The organism is Methanohalobium evestigatum Z-7303 (assembly GCF_000196655.1).
In the GTDB taxonomy this organism is placed as follows: Archaea; Halobacteriota; Methanosarcinia; order Methanosarcinales; family Methanosarcinaceae; genus Methanohalobium; species Methanohalobium evestigatum.
This window is the reverse complement of record NC_014253.1, coordinates 1766389-1790633: the sequence shown is the minus strand read 5'-3', so window position 1 is coordinate 1790633 and position 24245 is coordinate 1766389. Positions and strand designations below refer to the sequence as shown.

Genomic DNA, 24245 nt, shown 5'->3' with positions numbered 1-24245 from the left:
AATACACCTTATTCAAGGGTGGTATGTCTGGATTTTAATTCTGCTTCAGATGTTCCAGTTATATGTATCAGTTCTGCGATAACTGCATCCATGAACACCATTGTTGAGATTTCAAAAGAAGTTCCAAGAGGCGTGAGATAGTCGTATTCACCTCGCATATGGCGTTCAAGGTATTCTCCGGATTGAGTTTTGGTTCGACCCGGGACTTCAACGACAGTATCGGATAGGTTTCCAAGTGTTGAATCCTCATTCGATGTGACAGTTACAAGCGTTGAACCAATGTCCTTGGCGATCTTGCCAAGGTCGGCAACTGAACGGGTTTCACCGGAACCGGAAATAGCAATTACAACATCGTTTTCTTTGACGGCAGGCGTGGTTGATTCCCCTACGACATATACACTGTAACCAAGGTGCATTAGTCTCATGGCAAAAGCTTTACCGACAAGACCTGAACGACCAGCACCCATTAAAAAGATGTTATCTGCACCCATTATATCTTCAATCATCTTTTTTGGACCGGTTACATCAAGTTCATGGGACATATTGATTATATGTTCGCCCATAAGTTTCATTGATAAGGTTAGATTTTTACATTCGATATCCTGTGTTGCATCCATTGTTTTAAAACCTCTTCAACATACTATTGTTGGATATATAGGTGATAAATTAAATACTGATAATGATAGTAAACATTCAGTCAGGTTTAGGTGGAAACGGTATTTTTTATTATTTAGAAGTTGTTATTTACAGCGTTAATCACATTAAATTGTAATCTTTTCCATCATCTTTATAATTAATTTGTTTGATTTTCCAATCCTGTATAGTTTTGAGTTTTTCATAAAGCTGTATTATTCCTGCATTATCTCCTGTCCAGTACAGGTTAATATTTACGTCTTTATTATTAAGTTGTGTTTTTATAGAACTTGTAAGATAGTGTAAAGCTTTGTCATTTGAAAATGGTACATTAAAGGTTGCTCTATACTTATCCCCTGACCTGGCATAGGATACAAGAATATATCCATTGTTTTCGTATTCTGTTATTTCTTCGTATTCACAGAAAAACTCGCATTCATGAACAGTTGATTTGTCTACATTGGATATAATTATCAATATATCTTTGATTATATCATCAGGTACAGGACGTCCAAACCATATTGAAATTTTACCATAAGTACATAAAATATCGACGTCCGTTCTTCCCATTTCAAAAAAATTTAATGAATGTGTCGTTGGGATAGGTATATCATTATTTGAATCATCCTTCATTAACATCCACTTTTATTCTTTTGATGACAGTAATGTAGTTATAAGGTCGCGGTCTTTTTTCAATGTCTTTAATTGATTGGCAGGACCAATAATTGTCAGACGGGTACGGTGACCTCCTTTATTAAACAGCTTATTGATTATGGAATTGCCAGATTGGGCTGGATAGCTTTCCATTTCTATACCTGAAAACCCATCGGGCTGGATTTTAGTCATTGTCATTTCGATAAGGTTAGCTTCCTCATCAGGGGTTAATCCCTTCTCAAGTACCAGTACTTTGTCTTTTTTGACTTCATCAATAATAAACCTGACTTTTTCTACAGGGTTCATCCCTGATAATCTCTCTTCCGAAATCAAATCCATTTGAATACCTTGCATACTAATCACCCGAACGTTTTTGCGATTTCCTGGTACAGTGTATCGATGTTATTACCTTCAAGAGCCGATATTGATACCATAGGGTGCTGGGGGAAAGCATTCATTATGGTATTTGGTGAGGCTTCTGGCATATCGACTTTATTTGATACTATTAACAATGGCAACTTGCGGGCTTCCATATTACCAACAACAGTAACATTTACCTGTGTAAAAGGGTCCTGTGTTGCATCCATAACAAGGATAATGCCATCCAGATCATCCAGCCATTTCACAGCTTCAATAACGCCTTCTGTTGCTTCTTTAGCCCTTCTTTTTGCTTCATCTTCTTCCATTTCATAATCCATAAAGTTGTGGAAATCGATTTTTGTAGCAAGACCCGGTGTATCAATTACATCAAGACCTATCGAATGCCCGTTTGTTTTTATTGTAACTCCTTCTCTACGTCTTGCACTTCGGGTTTCGTGTTCTATATGTGACACTGGACCCATAGCGTCTCCAGTCCAGTCTCTTAAAATGCGGTTGGCAAGTGTAGTTTTACCCGCATTCGGAGGACCATAGATACCTATACGTGCATTCTTTTTTTTCTTGAATAGTTTCTTAAAAAAGTCTCTAAAATTGTTTTTGAATAACTTTATTGGACTCATATATATCCTCCAATAGCAGTAGGGGTTTATAAACAAGTATTATTAATTGTTTTAATTTTCTTATTTACTTCCAGATAATATTTTATTTTTATTATAATGGTGTTATAATATATAATGTTTAGTAGGTTATTAAAAAACCTTTGAATTAATCCTGTTCTTTTAAAGCGTTAGACATTGCCGAGTTTATGGATATTTCTGCGATGTTGGCTCCGTAATCACCTATCCTGTCGATACTGTCTGCTACAGTACCAAGAGCAACAATTGCTTCATGAGAATCGAGTTTAAGAAGCGTTTCATTGATTTTTGTAACCTGTTCTCTCATCTGGTCACCTTGGTCAATTACCTGATTGGCAAGTTCTACATTTGAATCATAAAGTGCATTGATGCTGTTTTCAACTATTTTTCTTGATGTATCACTTGCATTTTCTATCAAATCCATTGAATCCTGTGTTATTGAAAAATCCATGTTATATGCAACTTTGGCGATTTTACGTGCATGGTCTGCAATACGCTCCAGTGGTGATGCGGTCATCCTAAAGTCATGGTATTCATCGATGGATGTTTCTGCAGTATCCGGTAATTGTGCTCCGCGTAATACTGCTCTGAATTGTTTGGATATCAATAAAAACAGACGGTCAACTTCGTCATCTCTGTGAATCACATCCATAGCCAGATCAGAATCTTTTGTTTTGAGCGCGCGTATGGCATCTTTATGCATGGAATTTGAAATTAAAAACATTCTTTTGACACTTTTTTTAATTGATACCTCATTCGGATTTAGAAGGTCCTGTATAATAACACTTTTAGAAGTTTCCTCAATTATCTCTGGTCCAATAAGTTTGTAGCATACATCTCTAATAACATTTTTTTGTTCTGCTAATATACGTTTTGATTTGAGTTCAATTATATCAAAACCAGCAAGATATGCGGCAATAATATCTCTGGTAAGTACTTCTCCCATTTTACCAGTAATATCCCGTTCTTTTTTCTGGACAGGTGAGCTTTCCGAAACAGGGTCAATTACAAGAGTTCCGTCTGGATGCTGTTGGAGGAAAACCTGTGAGCCAGATTTTATTCTTACTTTTTCAGCCCATTTTTTGGGAAGTGAAATTATATAGGTGGAACCACCTGTTTGCTGGACTTTCCGTGATTCTATGATAATCCCTCTGTTTGAATTATGGATATATAGATTTGTATTTTATATATAGCAATCTATGCTGTCTTAAGGATATTTATAATTTGCCGATAACACAATTTTTAATAATTCATAATCCTTTTATATGGTTATGTTTATTTGGACATAACGGTGTTTATTATGAAATACAGCAACATATTAAAGATAATAGGTATAATTGCAATGATTCTTGTTATTTTTGCAGGAATCGGGTGCATGAGTGATACTGGAGAAAGTACTACACAAGATAATCAGGGAACTGAATCACAACAGCAGGGTGATGTGGTTCTTAACGTGTTCCATGCTGGAAGTTTAACAATTCCATTTAAAGAACTGGAACAGATGTATGAAAAGCGTCATCCAAATGTGGATGTAAGGCGCGAAGCAGGCGGCAGTGTTGCTACAGTACGTAAAATTACTGAAGTCGGTAAACAGGCAGATGTTGTAGGAGTTGCAGATTACAGTCTGATTCCCAACATGATGATGAATGAATATACAGACTGCTATTCAGCATTTGCCAAGAACCAGATGGTCATTGCCTATACAGAAGACAGCAAATACAGTGATGAGATAAACAATGACAATTGGTATGATATCTTAAGAAGGTCTGATGTAACCTTTGGATTCTCCAACCCGAATGACGACCCTTGCGGTTACCGTTCACAGATGACCACACAACTTGCTGAAATTTACTACAATGATTCACAGATTTACGATGACTTAATGGCTTCAAATACAGCAATGGACACAACTTCCAGTAATGGAACATATACTGTAAATGTTCCAAATTCAGAAAATATCAACCCCAACAGTGACAAGATTATGATGAGGAGTATGGAAACTGAACTCTCATCGGCACTTGAAATGGGTGAGATCGATTACTTCTACATTTACAGAAGTGTTGCTGTACAGCATGGATTTGAATTTGTAGAATTACCTTCTGAAATAGACCTCAGCTCAGTAAAGCATGAAGACATGTACAGCAAGGTAAAAGTTGAAAGAGGAAATGGTGACATTTCAAAAGGTAAACCAATTGTATATGGTGTTACTATACCAGATACTGTAAATCAGAAAGAACATGCAGTAGGATTTATAAAACTCCTGCATAGTGAAGACGGTCAGCAGGTACTCGAGAACAATGGCCAACCGCCTATTGTTCCAGCGTCGACAAACACCATCAATAAAGTACCCGAAGAATTGATGGAATATTTCTAAATCTTTTAAAAGGGAAAATATGCCAGAAATAAAATCAAGACTTAACGGTTTAGGACAGACAAATCCCATGCTGGTAATATTTTTCCTTTCTCTTTCTATTTTGCTGTTTTTTGTTTTTATTACACTTTCGAATATGATTTTACAGCAAATAGTTACGGATTTTTCGGGTCTAATAGAAGCCGTAAGGGATAGTTCTGTTCTGGAAGCGATATTCCTCTCATTGTATTCTGGATTTCTTGCTACACTGCTTTCCTTTATACTTGGTGTTCCTACAGCTTATCTTCTTGCAAGAAAAGATTTTGCTGGGAAACGAATTATTGAAAGTATACTTGATATACCAGTGGTGGTTCCCCATACAGTAGCAGGTATAGCACTTCTTACAATCTTTGGAGCAAATGGTCTAATCGGTGACCCTCTGGAATCAATTGTTCGTTTTAGAGATGCAATGGCAGGAACAGTGGTAGCCATGCTGTTTGTTTCAGCACCCTACCTGACGAATTCTGCCCGTGAAGGATTCCAGAGTGTAGACCCTCGACTGGAAAATGCTGCAAGGTCTCTGGGAGCTCCGCTATGGAAAGCGTTTTTATTTGTTACATTCCCACTTGCATCACGCCATCTCCTTACTGGCTCTATAATGTGCTGGGCACGTGCAATTAGTGAATTCGGAGCTGTTATCATGCTTGCCTATTATCCGATGGTGGGACCAACCCTGATTTATGAACGTTTCACATCCATGGGGCTTTCTGAATCCAGACCAATTGCAGTTCTACTGATTCTGGTAACATTAACTATATTTGTAATACTTAGAATGATATCGTCAGGCTGGCGTAGATATGATAGAGATTAAAAATCTGAATAGAGATTGGGGCGATTTTTCAATAAAAAATCTCGACCTAACAATCCAGAATGGAGAATATTTTGTACTGCTTGGACCCACAGGAGCAGGGAAGACACTTGTACTGGAACTTATAGCGGGTTTTCACCAGCCAGAAAAAGGATATATATCATTTAATGGAAATAATATCGATAGTCTCCCACCTGAAAAACGCAATATAGGATTTGTATATCAGAATTATTCGTTATTCCCTCATATGAATGTTGAACAGAATATCGGATTTGGTGCACGTATGAGGGGTATTAAGAATCCAAAAATCAGGGATATGGCAGAATATCTAAACATATCTCATATTCTTCACAGAAACCCCATAACATTGTCAGGTGGAGAACAGCAAAGAGTGGCGCTTGCAAGAGCCCTGATTATTAATCCGGATATTCTGTTGCTGGATGAACCTTTAAGTGCACTTGACCCCAGAACACAGGAAGATACCCGAAAAATCCTGAAAAAAGTCCATGAAGATACAGGTGTGACAGTAGTTCATGTAACCCATGACCAGACTGAAGCAAGGGTATTGGCTGACAGGATAGGAGTTATGATGGATGGGGGATTGATGCAGGTAGGAACACCCGGTGAAATTTTTAACAAACCAGTTAATAATAAAGTTGCAGATTTTGTAGGCGTTGAAAATGTATTCAAGGGAATTGTTACCCGGAGCAATAACGGTATGATAAACTTGGATGTATATGGTAACAATATATGTGCCATATCCAATTATGAAAAGGGTGAAACTGTATATGGCTGTCTTCGACCTGAAAATGTGACAATCAGCAAAACAGAGTTTGAAAGTAGTGCCAGAAATACGTTTTATGCAACTGTTGTGGAAATGGAACTTATGGGGGTTTTATTAAGGGTAAAATTGAACATGGGTAAAGATTTTAACATTAATTCATTGATTACAAGACAATCAGCAACAGAACTTGATCTTAAACCCGGTGACAGGGTTGTAGTGTCATTCAAGGCTGCTGCTATACACATAATTTGAATGTAGTAGAGTGAAAATATGGAAGCCAACACAAAGTTGTGGTTAACCGAAGATGGTAAACCATTAATCGGTAAGGGTAAAGCCCAGTTATTACGAGCTATTGATAAAGAAAAATCCCTGAACAAGGCATGCAAAAAACTCGATATATCCTACAGGCATGCCTGGAAAATGTTGAAAAAAATAGAGGAAAGAGCGGATAACAAGGTGGTTGAATCAGTTAAAGGTGGGAAAAATCAGGGGACATTTCTTACAGAATTTGCCAAGGAACTGCTTCAGGAATATGATAATCAGATGAACATCATCCATGAGACAGTAGAAGATGAAACTTTCTGGGAAAGTGTAGGCCTTAAAATCAGTGCCAGAAACCAGATATCCGGAAAAGTGGTTTCAGTGGAAAACGGTGATGTTATATCCAAATTGAGTATTTCTATAGAACCGTCAACAATAAAATCCCTGATAACCAGAGAAGCGGTTGAAAAACTGGATATCAAAGAAGGGGATGAAGTATATGCTATTGTTAAATCAACTGAAGTAATGATAGCAAAAAGGTGATGTTTTTCACCACCAATTTTTCTTTATTTATTTCTGATTAATTTCATATATCCGAATATACTCAGACCGGCGATTACAAGCAGTATCATAACATACACAATACCCATATTGTTGTTTATCTGGTCACCAAGGGATGTGTCAGGAACAGTTCTGACCTGTATTTTCTGGGTATCTGATACTCTTTCATTGCCATCTACATCTTCATATTTGATTTCGCTGTTTATTCCATACAGTTTTGATGTGGCTGCCTGGTCAACATTTATACTAAAAACCCCCTCAGAAGTCTCACCTGGTGCAATTGATCCTAAATACGCTTGGTCATCGGTGGTACTAAACGGGTCTGATGCAGTTATTCTGACGGTTGCATCTTTGACGGGCTGATTGCCTACGTTCTTATAGGTAACTCTGAGTAATCCTTTTTCACCTGTTCTAAGGTTTGCACTGATATTGGTAATTTCAAATTCTGCCTCATCCTCAATTCTTATAGGTATTGTATGGTTCTGGGATTTTGAATCATACCATATACCAACTTCAAGATTTGTTATTTGACCATTGGTCACATTGTCACCGCTTACCTGGACATTTTTCTGATAACCATAAAGGGTGTTTAATGCAAGGGGATAGGTCCCTGGTTTAGCATTTTCAGCAATTTCTATTGTAAATTTTGGAGGAGCATTAGTTTCCTCACCAGAGGGTAGAGACCCTGCTTCCTGTGGAGTTGATTTTACATCTATAAAGGGATAGGGTGATACAAGGGTTGAAACAATGCCTATTGCGGTTGTTCTCTGGGTTTCATAACCCATTTCGGTTTTCTGAAGTGCTTTTTCCAGTTTGCTTAAATCATCATCTTTTTCTGATTTGAATCCAGTAATGACACCTTTGTTGACAAGATTAATTTTAAGTGTCACGGTGTCTCCTTTTGAAAATTCATTATTTCCGACAATATTTGCGGTCAAATCCGGACTGCCGTAGGTTGTATAATAATTATCATCAAAATTAAAATTCTCAGGCATCTGAGGGGTAATTGTTCTGGTGCCGGGTATTGATATGGACTGGCTGTCAAGAAACGCTTTGATATTAGCATCAGATGGTAAGTTGTATTCGGTTTCTGCCTGTACAGGTACGATTAAAATCATCAATAAAGATATTGCAATTAATATGGATTTTGTATATTTTATGTCATTCATTGTAGCACCTCATAATTTATAAACATAAATCAATCTTTTCTGTTTCTGGTTCTTACAGTATCAACTATCAAATAGGTAACAAGAGCAAAAATTACCATTATTATCAAAATGTTAAAACTGAGTCCACCTTCATCCGGTTCCACATTTACACTTGTCTCAAGGTTATCTGAAAATGAAACATCCCCGTTATCATCATAATATCTGATTTCACTGTTTAACACGTAGCTTTTTTTAACAGCATCAGAACTTGCGGAAATTTTAAAATTTGCAGTTTTGCTTTCATCAGGATTTAGGTCACCGAGATTTACTTCAGAATCTTGCATACTCAATGGACGCATTGCAACGATTCTCGCAATAGCATCATTTGCAGTTTTTTCTCCTGTGTTTTTGTACGTAACCTCTATATCACCGCTACTTCCCGGTGAAAGGTTACCGTTAATATTTGTTATCTGGAAATCTGCTGATTCTTTGATAGTTATTGGAATATCAATGGTATTGTCCACGGTTTTGTAATGTGTGGTATGGTCCAGGTCACGGATTCCAAGGTTGACTTGTTCACCCCTGGTCATTCTGACCTCATTCTGATATTCATAGGTGAGTGGAAGTTTTAGTATGTATTCACCAGCGGGTGTATTATCGGAAATATCTATTGTAAATCTCAGGGGTTTTTTAAGTATATCACCCGGGGCCAGTTTGTCAATAATTTGTCCACTGCTTTCAGAATCGACATCTATGTATTGAGTAGTGGATGTAAGGTTAGTTTTTATACCGAGTGCTACTGTACGCTGCTTTTCGTATTCAAATTCTTTCTGAGCAAGTTCAGCCTCGGTTTTGTCGTCAGCATCAACATTGGTAACAGATTTGAACCCGTAAAGGATACCCTTGTTAGCTAAATTTATTTCAATTTGTGCGGTTTCACCACGTTCAAATTCTGGATCTCCGAGGACAGATGCATATAGGTCAGGTTTACCAAAACTTTCGTAATAATTTACTGAGTAATGATGATTCGGCGGGAGGAACTCTTTAGATTGTACAGTAGGAGTTAATAGGCAAGTGAATAATAACGATAGAATAACAAATATTATCACTGCATTGAAGAAAATCCTGATACTTCTGTGGTCTTTGTCATCAATATTCATTAAGCATCCGCCTCTTTTGAATTATCGGTTGATGATGATATGTTTTGTTTCTTTTGTTTCTTTTTTTCACGATGTCCATCAAGTAAAATTATAACAGCCGGGAACACGATAAATGTGGCAAGCAGTGCAAGTCCAACATCTATAACAGTGACCAATCCAAAATTTCTGTTCATGGAGAAAGGAGATGCCAGCAAAGCCGAAAAACCAAAAACAGTCGTAAATCCGGAAGTTACAATTGCCTTCCCGATTTTCCTGCTGGATTCACGCATTGCTTCAATCGGATTTTCTCCTTTACTTTTCTCTTCAAAATACCTCTCCATCATTAGGACTGCATATTCTGAACCGATACCTAAAATCAGTGCTCCGAGTGTTGCAGTCATAGGTGTGTATTTAATACCTGAATAATACATAACTCCTCCTGCCCATCCGACAACCATGAACATTGTAATTACAGGTGTAATAGCTTTTAACCAGTCTCGGTATATGAAGAGAAGACCTGCAAAAATAAGACTCAGTCCCAGAAGGGTCATTGCAATTCTACCTGATGTAAGTGCTGTAATTACAGTGGTAAATACAACCGAATTACCAGTAATTGTTACATCAGCATCTGCGGGAGGCTGAGTCCATGAAATATCTTTTCTGACAACTTTTACAAGTTCATCAATACCTTCAAGGCCCAGATTAGACATTGCATCGCCCATGTCCAGATTCATTAAAAGCATGGTATTACCGTGGATATATCGCTCTTTCTGGCCATCAGGCATTTGATTGTATAATTCCTGGATTTTATCGCTGCTATCAGGAATTGTACCGGAGTTCATTGATTTGATTATGGGGACAATGCTACTGGAATCGTATATGTTATCCCTTGTTTCTATTTCATGGTTGCTGAAGTAATCCATCCATTTTAGAATTTGTGGGTCAGTATTGTCATCGACTTTAATAATAAGGTTGAGCTGGTCATTTCCGCTGATAATATCAAAAAGATGTTGCATCTCAACAAGTGCTTTCATGTCCTGGGGAACAAATGTCTCAGTATCGGTTTCTAATGGTACATCCTGATCCACATATAGTCCTGAGACACACAATAGTCCAGCAATAAGTAAAATCGTAACAGGATGTTTTATTGTAAATGATGTAACTTTATCAATATAGCGTTCTATGATATCGTTTTTTTGTTCCTCGGTATTTTTACCGGAATTACTGTTTGAATCATATTTTATTTTTGAATTTATGGCATTGATCAATTTATTATTTTTCTTGAAAATACTGTCAAGACCATAAATTACAGAAACTCCGACGAATAATGATGAAAGGAAACACATAATCACTCCGATGAGCAGTAATTTTGCAAAATCTTGAACCATCGGAACGGTTGATGTATATAATGAAACAAATCCAAGAGATGTTATAATCAGTGCGATTAAAACAGCAGGTCCGGTATGTTTAACAGTCTCAATGACAGCTTCCTTTTCATCATGCAGACGTTCAAGCTCTTCTTCAATCCTACTGTGGAACTGAATCGCATAATCAATTCCAAGACCTATCAGTATCGGAAATGCAGACATTGAAACCATGCTCATGGGGATTTCTAAATAACCCATAGCACCGAATGTATAAATTATTCCAAGAAATACGATGATAAGGGGCAATAGTCTCCATCTGACATGTCTGAAAACCAGATAAAGGGCAATAATCATCAATACAGCAGCAATAGCCATCAGTGGTGGCATGCTTTCATTCATGAGTTCTTCCATGGCAAGACTAAAAGCGGGTTCACCGGTAACTGTAACTGAATAACCGGGTGGAAATCCAGTCATTGATACGGATTTTTCGGTTTCATGGAGTATATCCCTTAATTCATCATTGCTGATATCTCCTTCAACCTCCACAAAAACTAATGCATGAGTATCATCAGGTAAAGTTTTACCTGTGTTTGTATTGGATAATAATGAATTAATTTCTTCTTTGGTATCTGGTATTTCACGTTTGCCTATTTTTTGATAATTCATTTCTTCAACAATAGAGGCTGCACTTGTAACCTGTACCACTCCTGATAGGGGGTCTACCTGTTTTTCCAGCCTGTTCATTGATTTCATAACTTCAGGAGTTTTGACATCATCTCCCTCAACAAGTACTACTATAGACTGGGTGCTGAAAAGGTTCAAATAGAGATGGTCATAATTCTGGTACAATTTGGAGTCTTTTTCCACAAATGTTTCAGTTCCTGAAATCATTTCTATATTCTGTGCACCCTGGAATGAAACAAAGATAAATAGGAATGCAATGATAAGAATAACTACTGAATGGTCTTCTATAAAAGTACCCAGTTTCTCAAATATGCTTTTGATAGTGATTCACCCTTTGGAATGTTTTTTAAAATGATAATCATTAATTCTAAATTACAAACAGTAGATTAAACTCAACTATACGGTTGTTTTAAATGGGATAAACCTTATTTATACGTTTCACTCGATATTAAACCTAAAAGAAGTGTAATCATGGATGATGAAAACCTGTTAAAAGACATGGGTTTAAACAAATACGAGGCTTTAGCCTATCTAACACTGTTAGAAGAAGGTATATCTGAAGCCAACACAGTGTCCAAGAAGTCCGATATACCAATGGGCAAGGTTTATGAAGTTCTTGAATCGCTCAAAAATCATGGACTGGTTGATATCCAGGAATCAAGACCCAAAAAATACCGTCCTGTAGAACCCAAACTTGCACTCAACAATTATTATTCTAAAAGGGAAAAAGATACTGAAAAAGAGCTTAACAGGCTTAAAGAAACCATTTCTAAAGCTGAAGAGAAATTATCTCAATACAATTATCCTGATTACCATGAAAATACGTTCTGGTCAACGATTATGGGTGATGACGACCATTTAAGTTTTATCAAACAGGTTTCAGAAGAGATAGAAAATGAGATTTGTATTGTTCATCAGGAATCCTTAAAATCGCTTGAACCATCTGAATTTACAGAATTTTTCCCTCCTATTTTTGACAACATGATGCCTCTGATAAATAGGGGTGTTCGGGTTAATATAATAACACCTGAATCCTACTTTTTAACGCTTCTTAAACAAAAATATAACTCGGTTTCAGATGAAGTACAGGGTCGAATTGATAGATTCTTAAATGTAAAAATACTGGAGACCAGAAACGGATTTACGCTGATTGATAATTACATGATAATACTTAATGTGGATAATCCACTAAATCCTAATAAAACACTGGGATTGATAAAAATTTATGATACAAATTTTTCCCAGAAACTAAAAACCAAATTTAGAAAGCTTTGGGATAGAGCGGATGATTTTACTCTGTCTGTATGAAATTAATATTCCAAAATTATATATTATTCTCTGGAAATTATCAGATGACTGGATTAAATGAGGTATTTATATTGGACGATACAAGCACAACTATTGATAATGTGACCATAAAATGGCTTGGTCATGCAGGGTTTATGATAAAAGAAGCAGAAATTAATGTATATATTGATCCTTATGTATTACCAACGAGTATAATCAATTTTGAAGACCAGGCAGATGTACTACTGATAACTCATGAACATTTTGATCACTGCAATCCCGAATCCATCAGAAAAGTGAGGAAAAGTTATGCCACTACCCTTATACCTGAAAGTGTAACACTGGATTTTAAAGGGGATGCTCGGCGTGTAAGGGATGGTGATATGCTGCGTGACCACCTTTCTATAAAAGATGTCAATATTGAGGTATTGCCTGCTTATAACATTGATAAGCAGTATCATCCAAAAGGTATGGGTGTAGGATATCTTATAGAGTTGGGAGGTTTGAGAATCTATCATACCGGTGATACTGATTTTATACCGGAAATGAATGATGTGTCAGCAGATGTTGTTCTGGTTCCCATCGGAGGTACATACACAATGGATGAATCCGAGGCTGCAGATGCTGTGGCATCCATGTCTCCAAAAATAGCGATACCGATGCATTACAATTATGTAGAAGGAACAGAAGGAGACACTGAAAAATTCAAACAGCTGGTCAATGAAAATAATCCAGATGTTGATGTAGTTATATTAAATTTTGAACAATAAATAAAAGGCTACTCAAATGGGGCGTGCACGAAAGAAAAAAAAGGTTCTGATTAAGGATATTGCATATCAGCGCATACAATTACTTTTCAGTTTTGCAGAAAATGAAGCCAGACAGTCCAATCTGGAGTGGAGCAACAGGTATGCATATCTTGCCAGAAAAATAGGTATGAAATACCGTATCAGACTTCCACCTGAATTAAAACGCAGAATATGCAAACAATGTAACTCTTATCTTTTGCCGGGAAAAACATCAAGAGTCAGGTTAAAAAATAACAATGTAACGGTTACCTGTCTTAACTGTGGAAATCAAAAGAGGTATCCTTACAAAAATTGATTTTTTAACTTTGAAGCGAGAAATCTCCTCGCAACAGCTGGTAGATAAGAGCGTCTTATGAATATATTTGTTATTATAAAAAAGCTAACGGATAATAACTTATAATTATTTTCATATCAAATAGTAAATTATGTATCAGACTTTACCGGTACGGATTATACCTACATCACAACAGGAAGAATTATTGTGGATACTGTCTGAGAAATGCAGGTTGCTGTACAATTTTGCTCTTGCTGAACGCAAAGATGCTTATAGTAATGGTATGAAAATCAGCTACATTAAACAGCAGAACGATTTACCAAATACCAAGAAACAGTATCCTGAATATAAGTGGGTGTATTCCAAGGTATTGCAGTCTGTACTGAAACGACTTGATGCTAACTACAAATCGTTCTTCTCATTGAAGAGAAACTGTGATGAAAACGCAAGACCACCCAAATATCGCGGAGTGGATTATTTCTTCACCATGACCTACAATCAGTCTGGATTTGAAATTACTGATTCTAAAAGTAATAAGATAGCCTATAACAGTACCGATACTACTAATTATCTATACGGTGCAGATAAGCCTGAATATACTGAAGATGATGAAGTTTTTATCAGTTTTTCACACAATCATCCATCTGGATTGGAGTTGAAATTCGGTTTGCCTGCTAAAATCCTTTATGACAGGATACTGAGAGTAGCTGATGAGATTGCACAGGTCGGGATATATCAGAAGAAAGATGGAGGATATTATCTCAGTATCACATATAATGTACCCTGTCTGGATTTCAAACACAATGACAAATACCTGGCAATGGATATTGGTGTCAACAAACATACCATGGTCGATTCTGACGGAAATCTTAGAGAGATGATTAATAAGAGACCGGATAAATACAGGGAGCCTAAAATCCAGCAGATACAGTCCAGATTGGATCACTGCAAGAGATATAGTAAAAAGTGGTACAGGTTGAAGCGCAACCTGAACAGGATGAAACAGAAATCTTCCAACCAGTTGAAGGATTTCCAGCACAAGAAAACGAGGAACATCGTTGACAATACAGATGCAAGTGTTATAATCATCGGTGATTTGTCAGCCAAACAGATGGCATCGAGCAAGAAAGGAGACAAGAAGTCCGATAAAAGCACACACCGCGGTACCCACAATTCAGGTTACATAGGACGGTTCGCTCAATTTCTGGCCTATAAATCTTTAAGAGTAGGCAAAAGAATAATAGAAATTGATGAATCATATACCTCTCAGGACTGCTGTAATTGTGGTTACCGACAAAAGATGCCTCTGTATGAAAGGAACTACAACTGTCCCTATTGTAGGCAATCAATGGATAGGGATAAAAACAGTGCTATAGTGATAATGGAGAGGTACTTACGCCAGAATGCCCTGTGGACGGGCTATCAGCATTTCACTGATAATCTGCGACAGACAGGCCTGTTGATCGGGATGATTACTCAATCATTACCGGGATGATACGGGTATTCGCAGGAAGCTCCGCCTGAAAAGGTGGAGTAGTTCACTTTACACCGGCTATTGTTCTTAAAAGCTGCATAATGCTGTAGGTAACTGTTACAAATACCAGAGCCACAAGAGTGAAAATTAATACGTTTCGGTACACAACATCTTTTTCAGAACCCGCTTCAACCAGACCACCGCTACATCCAGATCCACAGGAACTGCAACTGTTTTCAGTATTACAGCTTTCCTCGGATTTTTTACGAGTCTTTAGCGGAACTGTATGTGTGTCATAGGACATGTTATTCATCTCTTTTTAAAATGGACGACGAGAGGGGGATTCGAACCCCCGAGGCGCAGAGCGCCACAGGATTAGCAATCCTGCGCCTTGCCGGGCTCGGCTATCTCGTCATTTACAAACTGGTTTAGATGGCGGACACGCCTCAGGTTGATGCCCTTCTCGTTTCCAAATTATCTGTGGTTTCTTCTCCACCCCGCAACCCTGCAAGCGACGGATGTCCGCGGTTAGTCTGCTCCCTTCCGGGCCTAGACCGGTTCTCGCGGTTAAAATACGGAAACCTACCTTCCGGGAAGCCTCCGTATTAACATCGTCCAAGCAGGACGGAGCTTCTTAGTTGAAACCCCAGGTTTGAAAACGAGAAGGACACCTTCCATCGGCTTCGCCCCCTGCATATCGACGTATTTCAGGTTACAGGTGACGCCGAACCACCCGGGCTAGCCCGCCGAACTATACATAATGCATCACGATTTATAAAATTATCCCTTAATCAACCTGTAAGTTTAACTATAAATTATTTAAACTAATACCACATATAATAAAATAATTAATAAATTTACCGGGAAGTTTTAAAGGTACTGTTCAGTTAATGGAACATATTAAACTATTTTGGATTTTCAGTACTTCTTAGCACAACGGTTTAGAGCTATAAATCAGGTGAAAGAGTGTCTTAACTGAACAGTGCCAGTTTTAAAGGTGGTATAATTGAAAACTGATAATCTTGATGAATTACTGAGGTTTGTAACAGGGAACAACAACCGACAAAAATTACGAGGATGGGGCAACAGGGGGTACGTGAAAGCCAACGGTTTATAGAGCCTGTCCGACAATTCGATACTGTCAATCTATTTTTATTTCCTATTTAAATAAATGTAGGTTAAAGATTAATTTATGTATCAATAGCATTTATCCAATAATCCAAAAACCAGTCACAGATGCTGTCACTTGATAAAAGAGAATCAATCAGGACTGATAATTTATAGTTACTTGGTATGTCCTTTTGTATAAGATATCCACTTTAATATTAATTGTCGGACAGCCTGTTCTAACCGTTGGATGAAACAACCCCGTTGATGTTTGATAAGTTTATGATAAACATTATAATCGCTAGAATTAGGTAAAAATTATATAGTTTTAAAACGTATACTCTGTATTAAGGCATACCGTGGGGCTCGCGGGAATCAGCGGCTGTGGAGATGGGACCTCTACGACTGGTTTCGACATCAGTTCGCAAGTACCGTCCATGAACCAGCAAACGCTCAACCTCGTCAAAGGTTGAGGCTCTCAAGGTTCAAGAGAACCTCACGAGTTTACTCGTGGGAGAGCAGTCAGTGCAATTACTTGGTTCCAAAGGCAGTATGGATGCTGAACGTATAGGTAAATTGATGCATGTGGTGCGAACTTCGGTTGATAAAACACTGGAAGAACTGCAGGAGAAGGGTTTGGTAGAAAAACAGGGTGAATCGTAACAGTTAACAGAAACCGGAACCTTTGTAGAAAGAGAGCTTCACAACTTCTAATTTTTATTTTTTAGTTATTTTTAAGAATCATTTAGTATTTCTATGCCACTATCGGTTATTTGATATTCTTTCAACTGTGGGTCATGGCTGGTTCTTCGTGATTTCATGATGTGCAGATTATTTTTAATCTGTTCGGAGGATTTGGTATATTCCATAACCACGACTATATCCATTATAAACGATGCATCATGGCTTGTGGTTATTTCTTCTTTACCGGGAAGTATTTCAGTTGTAAAAAGGGATGTTACATTTTTACTTTTTAGATAATTAATGACAGCCTGAAAATGACCGCGTAATTTTATTGGGTCTTGAATAGTCATTTCCATATTAACAATACCATCAAACACAATCCTTTTTGCACCCATCTCTTCCACGTTACTTTTGATAAAGGATTCGTGTTTTGCAGGATGTACATCAACAGGGTTTGTATATATGAATTTTAACACCCCTTCATCAATATAAGACTGCAGATTCCATCCAAACTTACTTGCTTCAAGTATTATCTGCTGTGGTATTTCTTCATAGGTTACGATTATACAGGGTTCTCCATTAATAAGACCATTCATGATGTATTGCAGGCTGAAAATGGTTTTTCCCGTCCCTGGTTCTCCTTCAATAAGTATGCTGGATGCTTTCGGTATTCCATCGCCGAGCAATGGGTCAAATCCCTTAATACCAGATTCTATCTTTGTATCTTCGAATTCGGTATTTTCATCGGGTTTAAGGCGGGGATATATTTTAAACCCTTCTGAGCTAACATCATAATGGATTTTCTGGGAGCTGTAATTGGATTTAATCTGGGGATCGATGCCCCGCATTTTGATGATTTTTAGGTACTTATCGGTGCGGAATCCGACTTCCTCTCTGAAAAGATAGATGATACCATCTGCGAGATGACTGATGACAGTTGTGTGAATTTCATCTTCGAATAATTCACCTGTAAGTATTACCAGAGCGTTCCATTCCTGAATCATTGAATCCAGGGTGTAGAAAAATCGCCTTTTTTCCTGCTCCACAAAACCGAAACCAAGTGGTGTTATAGGGTCGATTACAATTCTATCAGGGTTTGCTGATGAAACGACATTGCCAATGTCAATCAGCGTGCTCAATGGATCTTTTTCAGCGTTTTGCCGGTTTATCTCATGTATTTCTATTGAATCATCATAAAATTCTAAGGTTGATACATAATCTTGGAATTTATCAGAAGATTCTGTGGTTATTGGGACATATAATGTTTTTTCACCGTTTTTTGTGGCATTTGAAAGGATGTGGAGCGACATGGTGGTTTTTCCAACACCGGCGGTACCAGCAACAAGAACTGTAGAAGGAGTGACGAAACCACCCAGAATTTCATCCAAACCTGGAATACCACATGATAACTTCTGGAATTCTGTCATTTATTGTCCTCTTTATAGGGGCTACTTGGCATTTATATATAGTTTTGTGAAATAATATCTGATGGCACTTGAAGATATTATTCACCATGTAATGTAATGATGGACAACTGTTTAATATGGATTTGGGTAGTGCTTTAGACTTTTTCAATCATCGAATTCTGTGAATTGTTTTGTTTTTAGTTCAGAGTTTTCTTCTATTAGTTCTTCAATTTTTTTCTCAGCCATGTTGATTTTGGAGTTGCATTTTTGAACAAGTTTGATTCCATATTCAAAGGTTTCAAGACTTTCATCAAGTGTAAGGTCTCCATTTTCGAGTTGTTTTACGATTTGTTCAAGTTCTTCAAGTGAATCCTCAAAACGTGTGTCATCGTTATCTTCTTCCGGCATATTATCTCCAATCTTTAATCTTTAGCACTGTTGTGTTTCAATGATTTTTTGCTGGTGTTTTTGACACTGCATTTTATAATACCATCTTTAACTATTATATCAAGACTGTCGCCATTGCTCACATTATCTATACTTTTTATCACAGACCCATTTTTAGAATCTGTGGTTATAGAGTATCCCCTCTCCAATGTCTTTAATGGGCTTACAGCCTGCAGATGGTTTGCATGTATTTGTAATGATGATTTTTTTGATTTTAAGACGTTTTTTATGCTGTATTCCATACGTGATAACAGTTCATCTACCTGCTGCTGATTCTGTCTTATGTTATCATATAACCGTTCCGGATGCATCCGTTTTTGTACATAGTATAATTGTGTGGATTTTTCAGTTATTTTGTTTGTGATGGCGTTTTCCATACGTGATGACAGATTATTGATACGCCGGATTATGTCCATATAATCGGGGACGACCAGTTCAGCGGCTGCCGAAGGGGTGGGAGCACGCATGTCTGCTGTAAAATCCGCGATTGTATAATCGGTTTCATGACCAACAGCAGATATTACGGGTTTCTGTGAACTGTAGATGGCTCTTGCTACGATTTCTTCATTAAACGACCACAGGTCTTCTAACGAACCCCCTCCTCTTCCCAGTATAATAACATCGACACTACACTGGTTCAGTTTTTCGATGGAATCTACTATACTTGATGCTGACTGTTCACCCTGTACTATGGTAGGAGATATCAGTATGTCAACAGGAAACCTGCGTTTTACTACGTTCATTATGTCATGAATGGCGGCTCCTTTTGTGGATGTTGCCACTCCTATTCGGTGGGGAAATTCCGGGATGGATTTTTTATTTGTGTCCTTGAAAAACCCTTCAGAATCCAGTTGATTTTTGAGCTGTTCGTAGGCTTTGTATAATTCTCCGATTCCGTCGGGTCGTATATCAAACACATTTAATTGGTATTGTCCGCGAACTTTATAGACGTCAATCGAACCAAAAATAAGTACCTGCATCGAGTCTTCAGGTTCGAATTTGATGTTTCTGTTAGTTGACCTGAAACTCACACAGCTAATCTGGTTGTTTCTGTCCTTTAATGTAAAATAGTAGTGCCCTGATGTGTGTTTTTTGAAGTTGGATATTTCTCCTCTGACCCATATTTGATTTATTGACAGTTCATTTTTTAGTAGCTGTTTGATATGGGTGTTGAGTTCTGATACGGTGTATATCATAGATTTATTAATATGGTGTTGTTTAAGCCATTGTGTATAGGTCTCTGTGCGGATGGATTACAAATCCGTCTGGAGTTATGTCATAGGGATGTATTTTTTTGCTGTGATCGGTTCCGCGCATTTTGTAGATTTCCATGCTATGCAGGCGGACGTTTTCATGTCTGTCGTAATACAGCATGATGGTGCCGTCGGTAACGAAATTTTCTACCCCAAACCTTGAGGGATTGGTTTCGTCGATTATCTCACAGGTCATCATGGATGTGAGACCGAGTATTTCCAGTGTTGTGCTGAGTTTGAGCAACTCGATCCTGATTTTTGCAGGCTCCTGCAGGAAGAAACTGATGGATGTTGTGGAGTCTACGATGGCACGTTTGGCGTTTATCTGCTCCTGGGTTGTGATTATCTGGTCAAGCATTGAACGTATGTCGAAGGGTCTGACATCAACGTATTTTTCCTGTGAAGGTACTCCGATTTTGGTTGAACAGGCGTCGATAATGGCGAGTTTCCCCTCGTCTTCGAGTTTTTTAAGATCCCATCCGAATTTGGAAACGTTTTTCCTGATCTGTTCGGGTCTTTCTTCGGTTGCTATTATGATGCCGTTTTCACCGTATTTTGTGATACCGTTGTAGATGAACTGGATTCCAAAATTAGTTTTACCTGCACCGGAAGTTCCTGATATAAGATAGGTGCGGTCTCTTATAAGCCCTCCACCGCACAGTTCGTCAAAACCCGGTATCCCTGTTTTGACCCTGTTTTCTGCATCATCCATTGAAATTTCTTCAGAATCTGCACCGTTAAACATTTTTGATACAATCTCCTTTCTGTTTTATAATGTAAGTGGTTTTATTATATAAAATTGGTTCTGTTAATCTGATAGTCTCTGGAATATTGGTTTATGTTTAAATATATAATAACCGTGAATATAAATGTATTGAATACATTTTGTATATCCGATTTGGATTTATAGGATAAGTTACATAAGGTAATATGTAGTTTAGACCGCTAAACATCAGCAGTTCGACAATATATAAACAACATCAACACAGTTTCACCATGTTTTATATCACAAGGGTATTACAATTTCGACATTAGCCGTAAAACAAATCGATTTTTGTCTGTGCGTTGCGAAAATTTAGTCCAAAGAGACCACAAAAGATTTAATAATGCACCCTTTTATTACATAGTGTATTCCTAATAGATGAAATATAGGAGGGTTGAATGGAGAACTTCTGGCATTTCAAATTTTCAAAATACAGAAGACTCTTGTGTACAGCTATCCTATATACAACTAACAAACTAATAAAACTTTGAAAGGAGGATTAAAATGAATAAAATATTAACAATGGCACTGTCAGCCCTGATGGTACTGGCATTGTTCGCAATGGTCAGCCCAGCAAGTGCCGAAGAACACACAGTGGACCAGATTGACGTTAGAGGTCCAGTGTGGAACATGCAAGCAGATGAAGTAAATGTTACCATTGGACATGATGGTACTACAACTGAAACCTTTACATTAGGTAAAGATGCAGGAAGCTGGGGTATAACTGATAACACTGTTTGGGATCTTGACGATACTACAACTTATGGTGAACTGAGTGATTTCAGTGACTGGAGAGATTTCAAGAACAATGTTCTAGCAAATATTAATACATCAACCACTGCAGAAATAAACAACGTTACTATAACAGGATTGTACAATGAAGATGCACAGGTAGTATTTAAAACCATAGACGGATTAAGTAAAACTGTTGGAGATGGTAATGGTCCATTAGGAAGTGGCATCGCAGACAGTCTTGTAACCCTTGAAGCAAACTCTGACAACTTCGCAGCATTTTGGTATGACCTTGCTGACGATGAGTCAAGTGAAAATATAATTGTCAATGTATCTGAATCAACTAGTGACAAAAAGCTTGAAGATGATACAGAAGCACTTCTCTATAAGAGTACCATAGTAAGTGGTATAGAGTCAGAATTTGATTTCAACAATAACGAGAGCAACCCATGGACCTACCAGAAGATAGGTTTCCTTGCAGAGGAATATGTACCAATCGTTGAGGATGAAGCCGACAAACTCTCCAAACTCGTTATGGACGATGACACCAGTCACACCATAAGGACAGGAGAATCACTCGAACTTGCTGATGGCTACGCAATTACACCACAGCAGATAGATGTAGAAGGTGATAAGGTCTGGCTCGAACTCACCAAAGATGGTGAATTCGTAGATGACAAGGTCATTACAGTAACAGAAGGAACCAACACTTGGACCTATGACCAGGACGTAATGGGTGAAGATGACATTGTAACACTCAAAGTCAACATCGATGAAGTATTCCAGGGTCAGGTAGACAGCCTTGCAGTCATTGAAGGTGTCTGGCAGATAGCTGATGATGGAATCGAACTTGAATCCGAAGACAGCTATGGCAACATGGAAATTGACACTGTTGACGGCAATACCATCGATATGATACTTAGCAGTTCAATAACATTGAATAAAGACGATACCTATAATGTGATGGAAGATATACACTTCACAACTGCTGACGCAGATGAACTCAGATTCCATCTGACAAGGTCTATTACAGAACCAGGTACTTATGAAGTAAGAGGTACAGTAGCCAATGAATCTGAGTTTAATGATTTGGGTACAATAACTTGGACACCAAAAGGTGAAACTGGTTATTCATTCGCAGGATTCTGGTATGATCTCGCTGATAATAGGGACTCTGAAAAACTTATGGTTGATGTAGGCCACTTAAGTGATACTGATAGACAACTTAGTGACGACCCATCCGATGTAAGATATAAGAGTACCATAGTAAGTGGTATAGAGTCAGAATTTGATTTCAACAATAACGAGAGCAACCCATGGACCTACCAGAAGATAGGTTTCCTTGCAGAGGAATATGTACCAATCGTTGAGGATGAAGCCGACAAACTCTCCAAACTCGTTATGGACGATGACACCAGTCACACCATAAGGACAGGAGAATCACTCGAACTTGCTGATGGCTACGCAATTACACCACAGCAGATAGATGTAGAAGGTGACAAGGTCTGGCTCGAACTCACCAAAGATGGTGAATTCGTAGATGACAAGGTCATTACAGTAACAGAAGGAACCAACACTTGGACCTATGACCAGGACGTAATGGGTGAAGATGACATTGTAACACTCAAAGTCAACATCGATGAAGTATTCCAGGGTCAGGTAGACAGCCTTGCAGTCATTGAAGGTGTCTGGCAGATCGCTGATGATGGAATTGAACTTGAATCCGAAGACAGCTATGGCAACATGGAAATTGATACTGTTGACGGTAACACCATCGATATGATACTCAGCAGTTCAATAACACTGTCAGATGACAGTGAACAGCACCTTATGGAAGATATCTACTTCAAGGTAGCTGACAGCGATGATGTAAGATTCTACCCATATGTAGAAAAAACCATCGCCGGTGAAGAACCAGAAGAGGACATGCCAACAGCAGCATTCTCTGCAAGTCCAATGTCTGGTAATGCACCTCTCGAGGTAACATTCACCGATGAGTCTGAAAACGCAGATGAATACGAGTGGGACTTCGGAAACGGTGAAACCTCAACCGATGCAAACCCAACAACCACCTACGAAGAAGCAGGTGAATACACTGTCACACTGACAGTATCCAACGATGCCGGTGAAGACACTGCTGAAGAGACAATCACTGTCAACCCAGAAGGCACACCTGAAGAACCAGAAATGCCGACAGCAGACTTCAGTGCAAACACCACATCCGGTACTGCACCACTGACAGTTGAATTCACTGACAACTCCGAAAATGCAGAGAACTATGAATGGGACTTCGGAAACGGTGAAACCTCAACTGAGGCAAACCCAACAGTCACCTACGAAGAAGCAGATGAGTACACTGTAACCCTGACCGTCAGCAATGACGCAGGTGAGGACACCGCAGAGACCACAATTACAGTCGATGCTGCTGAAGAACCAGGAGATGGTGAAGGCAATGGCGTACCAGGCTTTGAAGCAGTCTTCGCAATTGCCGGTCTCCTTGCAATAGCATTCCTTGTCAGAAGGAACAGAAACTAAATAAAAAATAAG

23 protein-coding genes, 1 tRNA gene and 1 other RNA gene are annotated in these 24245 nt (G+C 38.2%); 10 read left to right on the top strand and 15 right to left on the bottom strand.

The features are described from left to right. Positions 1-8 precede the first annotated feature (8 nt). The 5 genes from hxlB to METEV_RS08865 form a co-directional block, all read right to left on the bottom strand. Positions 9-617 carry a 6-phospho-3-hexuloisomerase gene (gene hxlB / locus METEV_RS08885; protein WP_013195176.1) on the bottom strand — a complete coding sequence of 203 codons (609 nt, stop codon included), beginning with the start codon at positions 615-617 and terminating at the stop codon, positions 9-11. Positions 618-756: 139 nt separating this feature from the next. After that, positions 757-1266 (bottom strand): hypothetical protein, encoded by a 510-nt coding sequence (locus tag METEV_RS08880; protein ID WP_013195175.1) that lies wholly within the window; start codon positions 1264-1266, stop codon positions 757-759. Between the two features lie 12 nt (positions 1267-1278). Beyond that, positions 1279-1641 carry a DUF2073 domain-containing protein gene (locus METEV_RS08875; protein ID WP_049891162.1) on the bottom strand — a complete coding sequence of 121 codons (363 nt, stop codon included), beginning with the start codon at positions 1639-1641 and terminating at the stop codon, positions 1279-1281. 5 nt (positions 1642-1646) lie between these two features. Further along, complete coding sequence (locus METEV_RS08870) at positions 1647-2285, bottom strand: Era-like GTP-binding protein (protein WP_013195173.1); 639 nt, start codon at positions 2283-2285, stop codon at positions 1647-1649. Between the two features lie 145 nt (positions 2286-2430). After that, the gene (locus METEV_RS08865) at positions 2431-3441 is read right to left on the bottom strand and encodes a phosphate uptake regulator PhoU (protein WP_013195172.1); all 1011 of its coding nucleotides are present in this window, start codon (positions 3439-3441) and stop codon (positions 2431-2433) included. A gap of 159 nt (positions 3442-3600) precedes the next feature. Between METEV_RS08865 and wtpA the strand changes: the two genes are divergently transcribed. From wtpA to METEV_RS08845, 4 genes are read left to right on the top strand one after another with little or no spacing between them, the layout of a single operon-like run. Next, entirely contained in the window at positions 3601-4674 is a 1074-nt protein-coding gene (gene wtpA, locus METEV_RS08860; RefSeq protein ID WP_013195171.1) for a tungstate ABC transporter substrate-binding protein WtpA, read from the top strand. Positions 4675-4693: 19 nt separating this feature from the next. Next, positions 4694-5521, top strand: a complete 828-nt coding sequence (locus tag METEV_RS08855; RefSeq protein WP_013195170.1) for an ABC transporter permease — start codon at positions 4694-4696, stop codon at positions 5519-5521. Beyond that, positions 5508-6554 (top strand): ATP-binding cassette domain-containing protein, encoded by a 1047-nt coding sequence (locus METEV_RS08850; protein ID WP_013195169.1) that lies wholly within the window; start codon positions 5508-5510, stop codon positions 6552-6554. Before METEV_RS08855 ends, METEV_RS08850 begins: the two co-directional genes overlap by 14 nt. Positions 6555-6572: 18 nt before the next feature. Next, positions 6573-7106 (top strand): molybdenum-dependent transcriptional regulator, encoded by a 534-nt coding sequence (locus METEV_RS08845; protein WP_013195168.1) that lies wholly within the window; start codon positions 6573-6575, stop codon positions 7104-7106. 23 nt (positions 7107-7129) lie between these two features. Here METEV_RS08845 and METEV_RS08840 read toward each other — a convergent pair whose 3' ends face one another. From METEV_RS08840 to METEV_RS08830, 3 genes are read right to left on the bottom strand one after another with little or no spacing between them, the layout of a single operon-like run. After that, positions 7130-8293, bottom strand: a complete 1164-nt coding sequence (locus METEV_RS08840) for a COG1361 S-layer family protein (protein WP_013195167.1) — start codon at positions 8291-8293, stop codon at positions 7130-7132. A 29-nt stretch (positions 8294-8322) separates the two neighbouring features. Next, positions 8323-9432 (bottom strand): COG1361 S-layer family protein, encoded by a 1110-nt coding sequence (locus tag METEV_RS08835; protein WP_013195166.1) that lies wholly within the window; start codon positions 9430-9432, stop codon positions 8323-8325. Continuing rightward, complete coding sequence (locus METEV_RS08830; protein ID WP_232216917.1) at positions 9432-11729, bottom strand: efflux RND transporter permease subunit; 2298 nt, start codon at positions 11727-11729, stop codon at positions 9432-9434. Before METEV_RS08830 ends, METEV_RS08835 begins: the two co-directional genes overlap by 1 nt. A gap of 204 nt (positions 11730-11933) precedes the next feature. Between METEV_RS08830 and METEV_RS08825 the strand changes: the two genes are divergently transcribed. The 4 genes from METEV_RS08825 (at position 11934) to METEV_RS08810 (ending at position 15327) form a co-directional block, all read left to right on the top strand. Beyond that, complete coding sequence (locus METEV_RS08825; protein WP_013195164.1) at positions 11934-12770, top strand: TrmB family transcriptional regulator; 837 nt, start codon at positions 11934-11936, stop codon at positions 12768-12770. Between the two features lie 44 nt (positions 12771-12814). Next, complete coding sequence (locus METEV_RS08820; protein ID WP_013195163.1) at positions 12815-13519, top strand: MBL fold metallo-hydrolase; 705 nt, start codon at positions 12815-12817, stop codon at positions 13517-13519. A 16-nt stretch (positions 13520-13535) separates the two neighbouring features. Further along, entirely contained in the window at positions 13536-13853 is a 318-nt protein-coding gene (locus METEV_RS08815) for a ribonuclease P protein component 4 (RefSeq protein ID WP_013195162.1), read from the top strand. 130 nt (positions 13854-13983) lie between these two features. Beyond that, entirely contained in the window at positions 13984-15327 is a 1344-nt protein-coding gene (locus tag METEV_RS08810; protein WP_013195161.1) for an RNA-guided endonuclease InsQ/TnpB family protein, read from the top strand. A gap of 43 nt (positions 15328-15370) precedes the next feature. On the opposite strand, the gene METEV_RS08805 is transcribed toward METEV_RS08810, so the two are convergent. From METEV_RS08805 to ffs, 3 genes are all read right to left on the bottom strand, one after another. Then, entirely contained in the window at positions 15371-15610 is a 240-nt protein-coding gene (locus tag METEV_RS08805; RefSeq protein ID WP_013195160.1) for a hypothetical protein, read from the bottom strand. A 25-nt stretch (positions 15611-15635) separates the two neighbouring features. Further along, a tRNA-Ser gene (locus METEV_RS08800) sits at positions 15636-15720 on the bottom strand. A 19-nt stretch (positions 15721-15739) separates the two neighbouring features. Continuing rightward, positions 15740-16055: signal recognition particle sRNA (gene ffs / locus METEV_RS11330), an RNA gene on the bottom strand. Positions 16056-16923: 868 nt separating this feature from the next. Here ffs and METEV_RS12420 point away from each other — a divergent pair. Continuing rightward, positions 16924-17076 carry a helix-turn-helix domain-containing protein gene (locus METEV_RS12420; protein WP_232216847.1) on the top strand — a complete coding sequence of 51 codons (153 nt, stop codon included), beginning with the start codon at positions 16924-16926 and terminating at the stop codon, positions 17074-17076. 71 nt (positions 17077-17147) lie between these two features. On the opposite strand, the gene METEV_RS08790 is transcribed toward METEV_RS12420, so the two are convergent. The 4 genes from METEV_RS08790 to METEV_RS08775 all read right to left on the bottom strand — a co-directional run bounded on the left by METEV_RS08790 (position 17148) and on the right by METEV_RS08775 (position 20948). After that, complete coding sequence (locus METEV_RS08790) at positions 17148-18524, bottom strand: ATPase domain-containing protein (RefSeq protein WP_013195159.1); 1377 nt, start codon at positions 18522-18524, stop codon at positions 17148-17150. Between the two features lie 144 nt (positions 18525-18668). Further along, positions 18669-18911 carry an exodeoxyribonuclease VII small subunit gene (locus tag METEV_RS08785; protein WP_013195158.1) on the bottom strand — a complete coding sequence of 81 codons (243 nt, stop codon included), beginning with the start codon at positions 18909-18911 and terminating at the stop codon, positions 18669-18671. Positions 18912-18925: 14 nt separating this feature from the next. Next, complete coding sequence (gene xseA, locus METEV_RS08780) at positions 18926-20146, bottom strand: exodeoxyribonuclease VII large subunit (protein ID WP_013195157.1); 1221 nt, start codon at positions 20144-20146, stop codon at positions 18926-18928. Positions 20147-20168: 22 nt separating this feature from the next. Continuing rightward, entirely contained in the window at positions 20169-20948 is a 780-nt protein-coding gene (locus METEV_RS08775) for an ATPase domain-containing protein (protein ID WP_013195156.1), read from the bottom strand. A 522-nt stretch (positions 20949-21470) separates the two neighbouring features. On the opposite strand from METEV_RS08775, the gene METEV_RS08770 reads away from it, so the two are divergent. Further along, on the top strand, positions 21471-24233 hold the full coding sequence (locus tag METEV_RS08770) for an S-layer protein domain-containing protein (protein ID WP_013195155.1): 2763 nt from the start codon (positions 21471-21473) through the stop codon (positions 24231-24233). Positions 24234-24245: the final 12 nt, after the last annotated feature.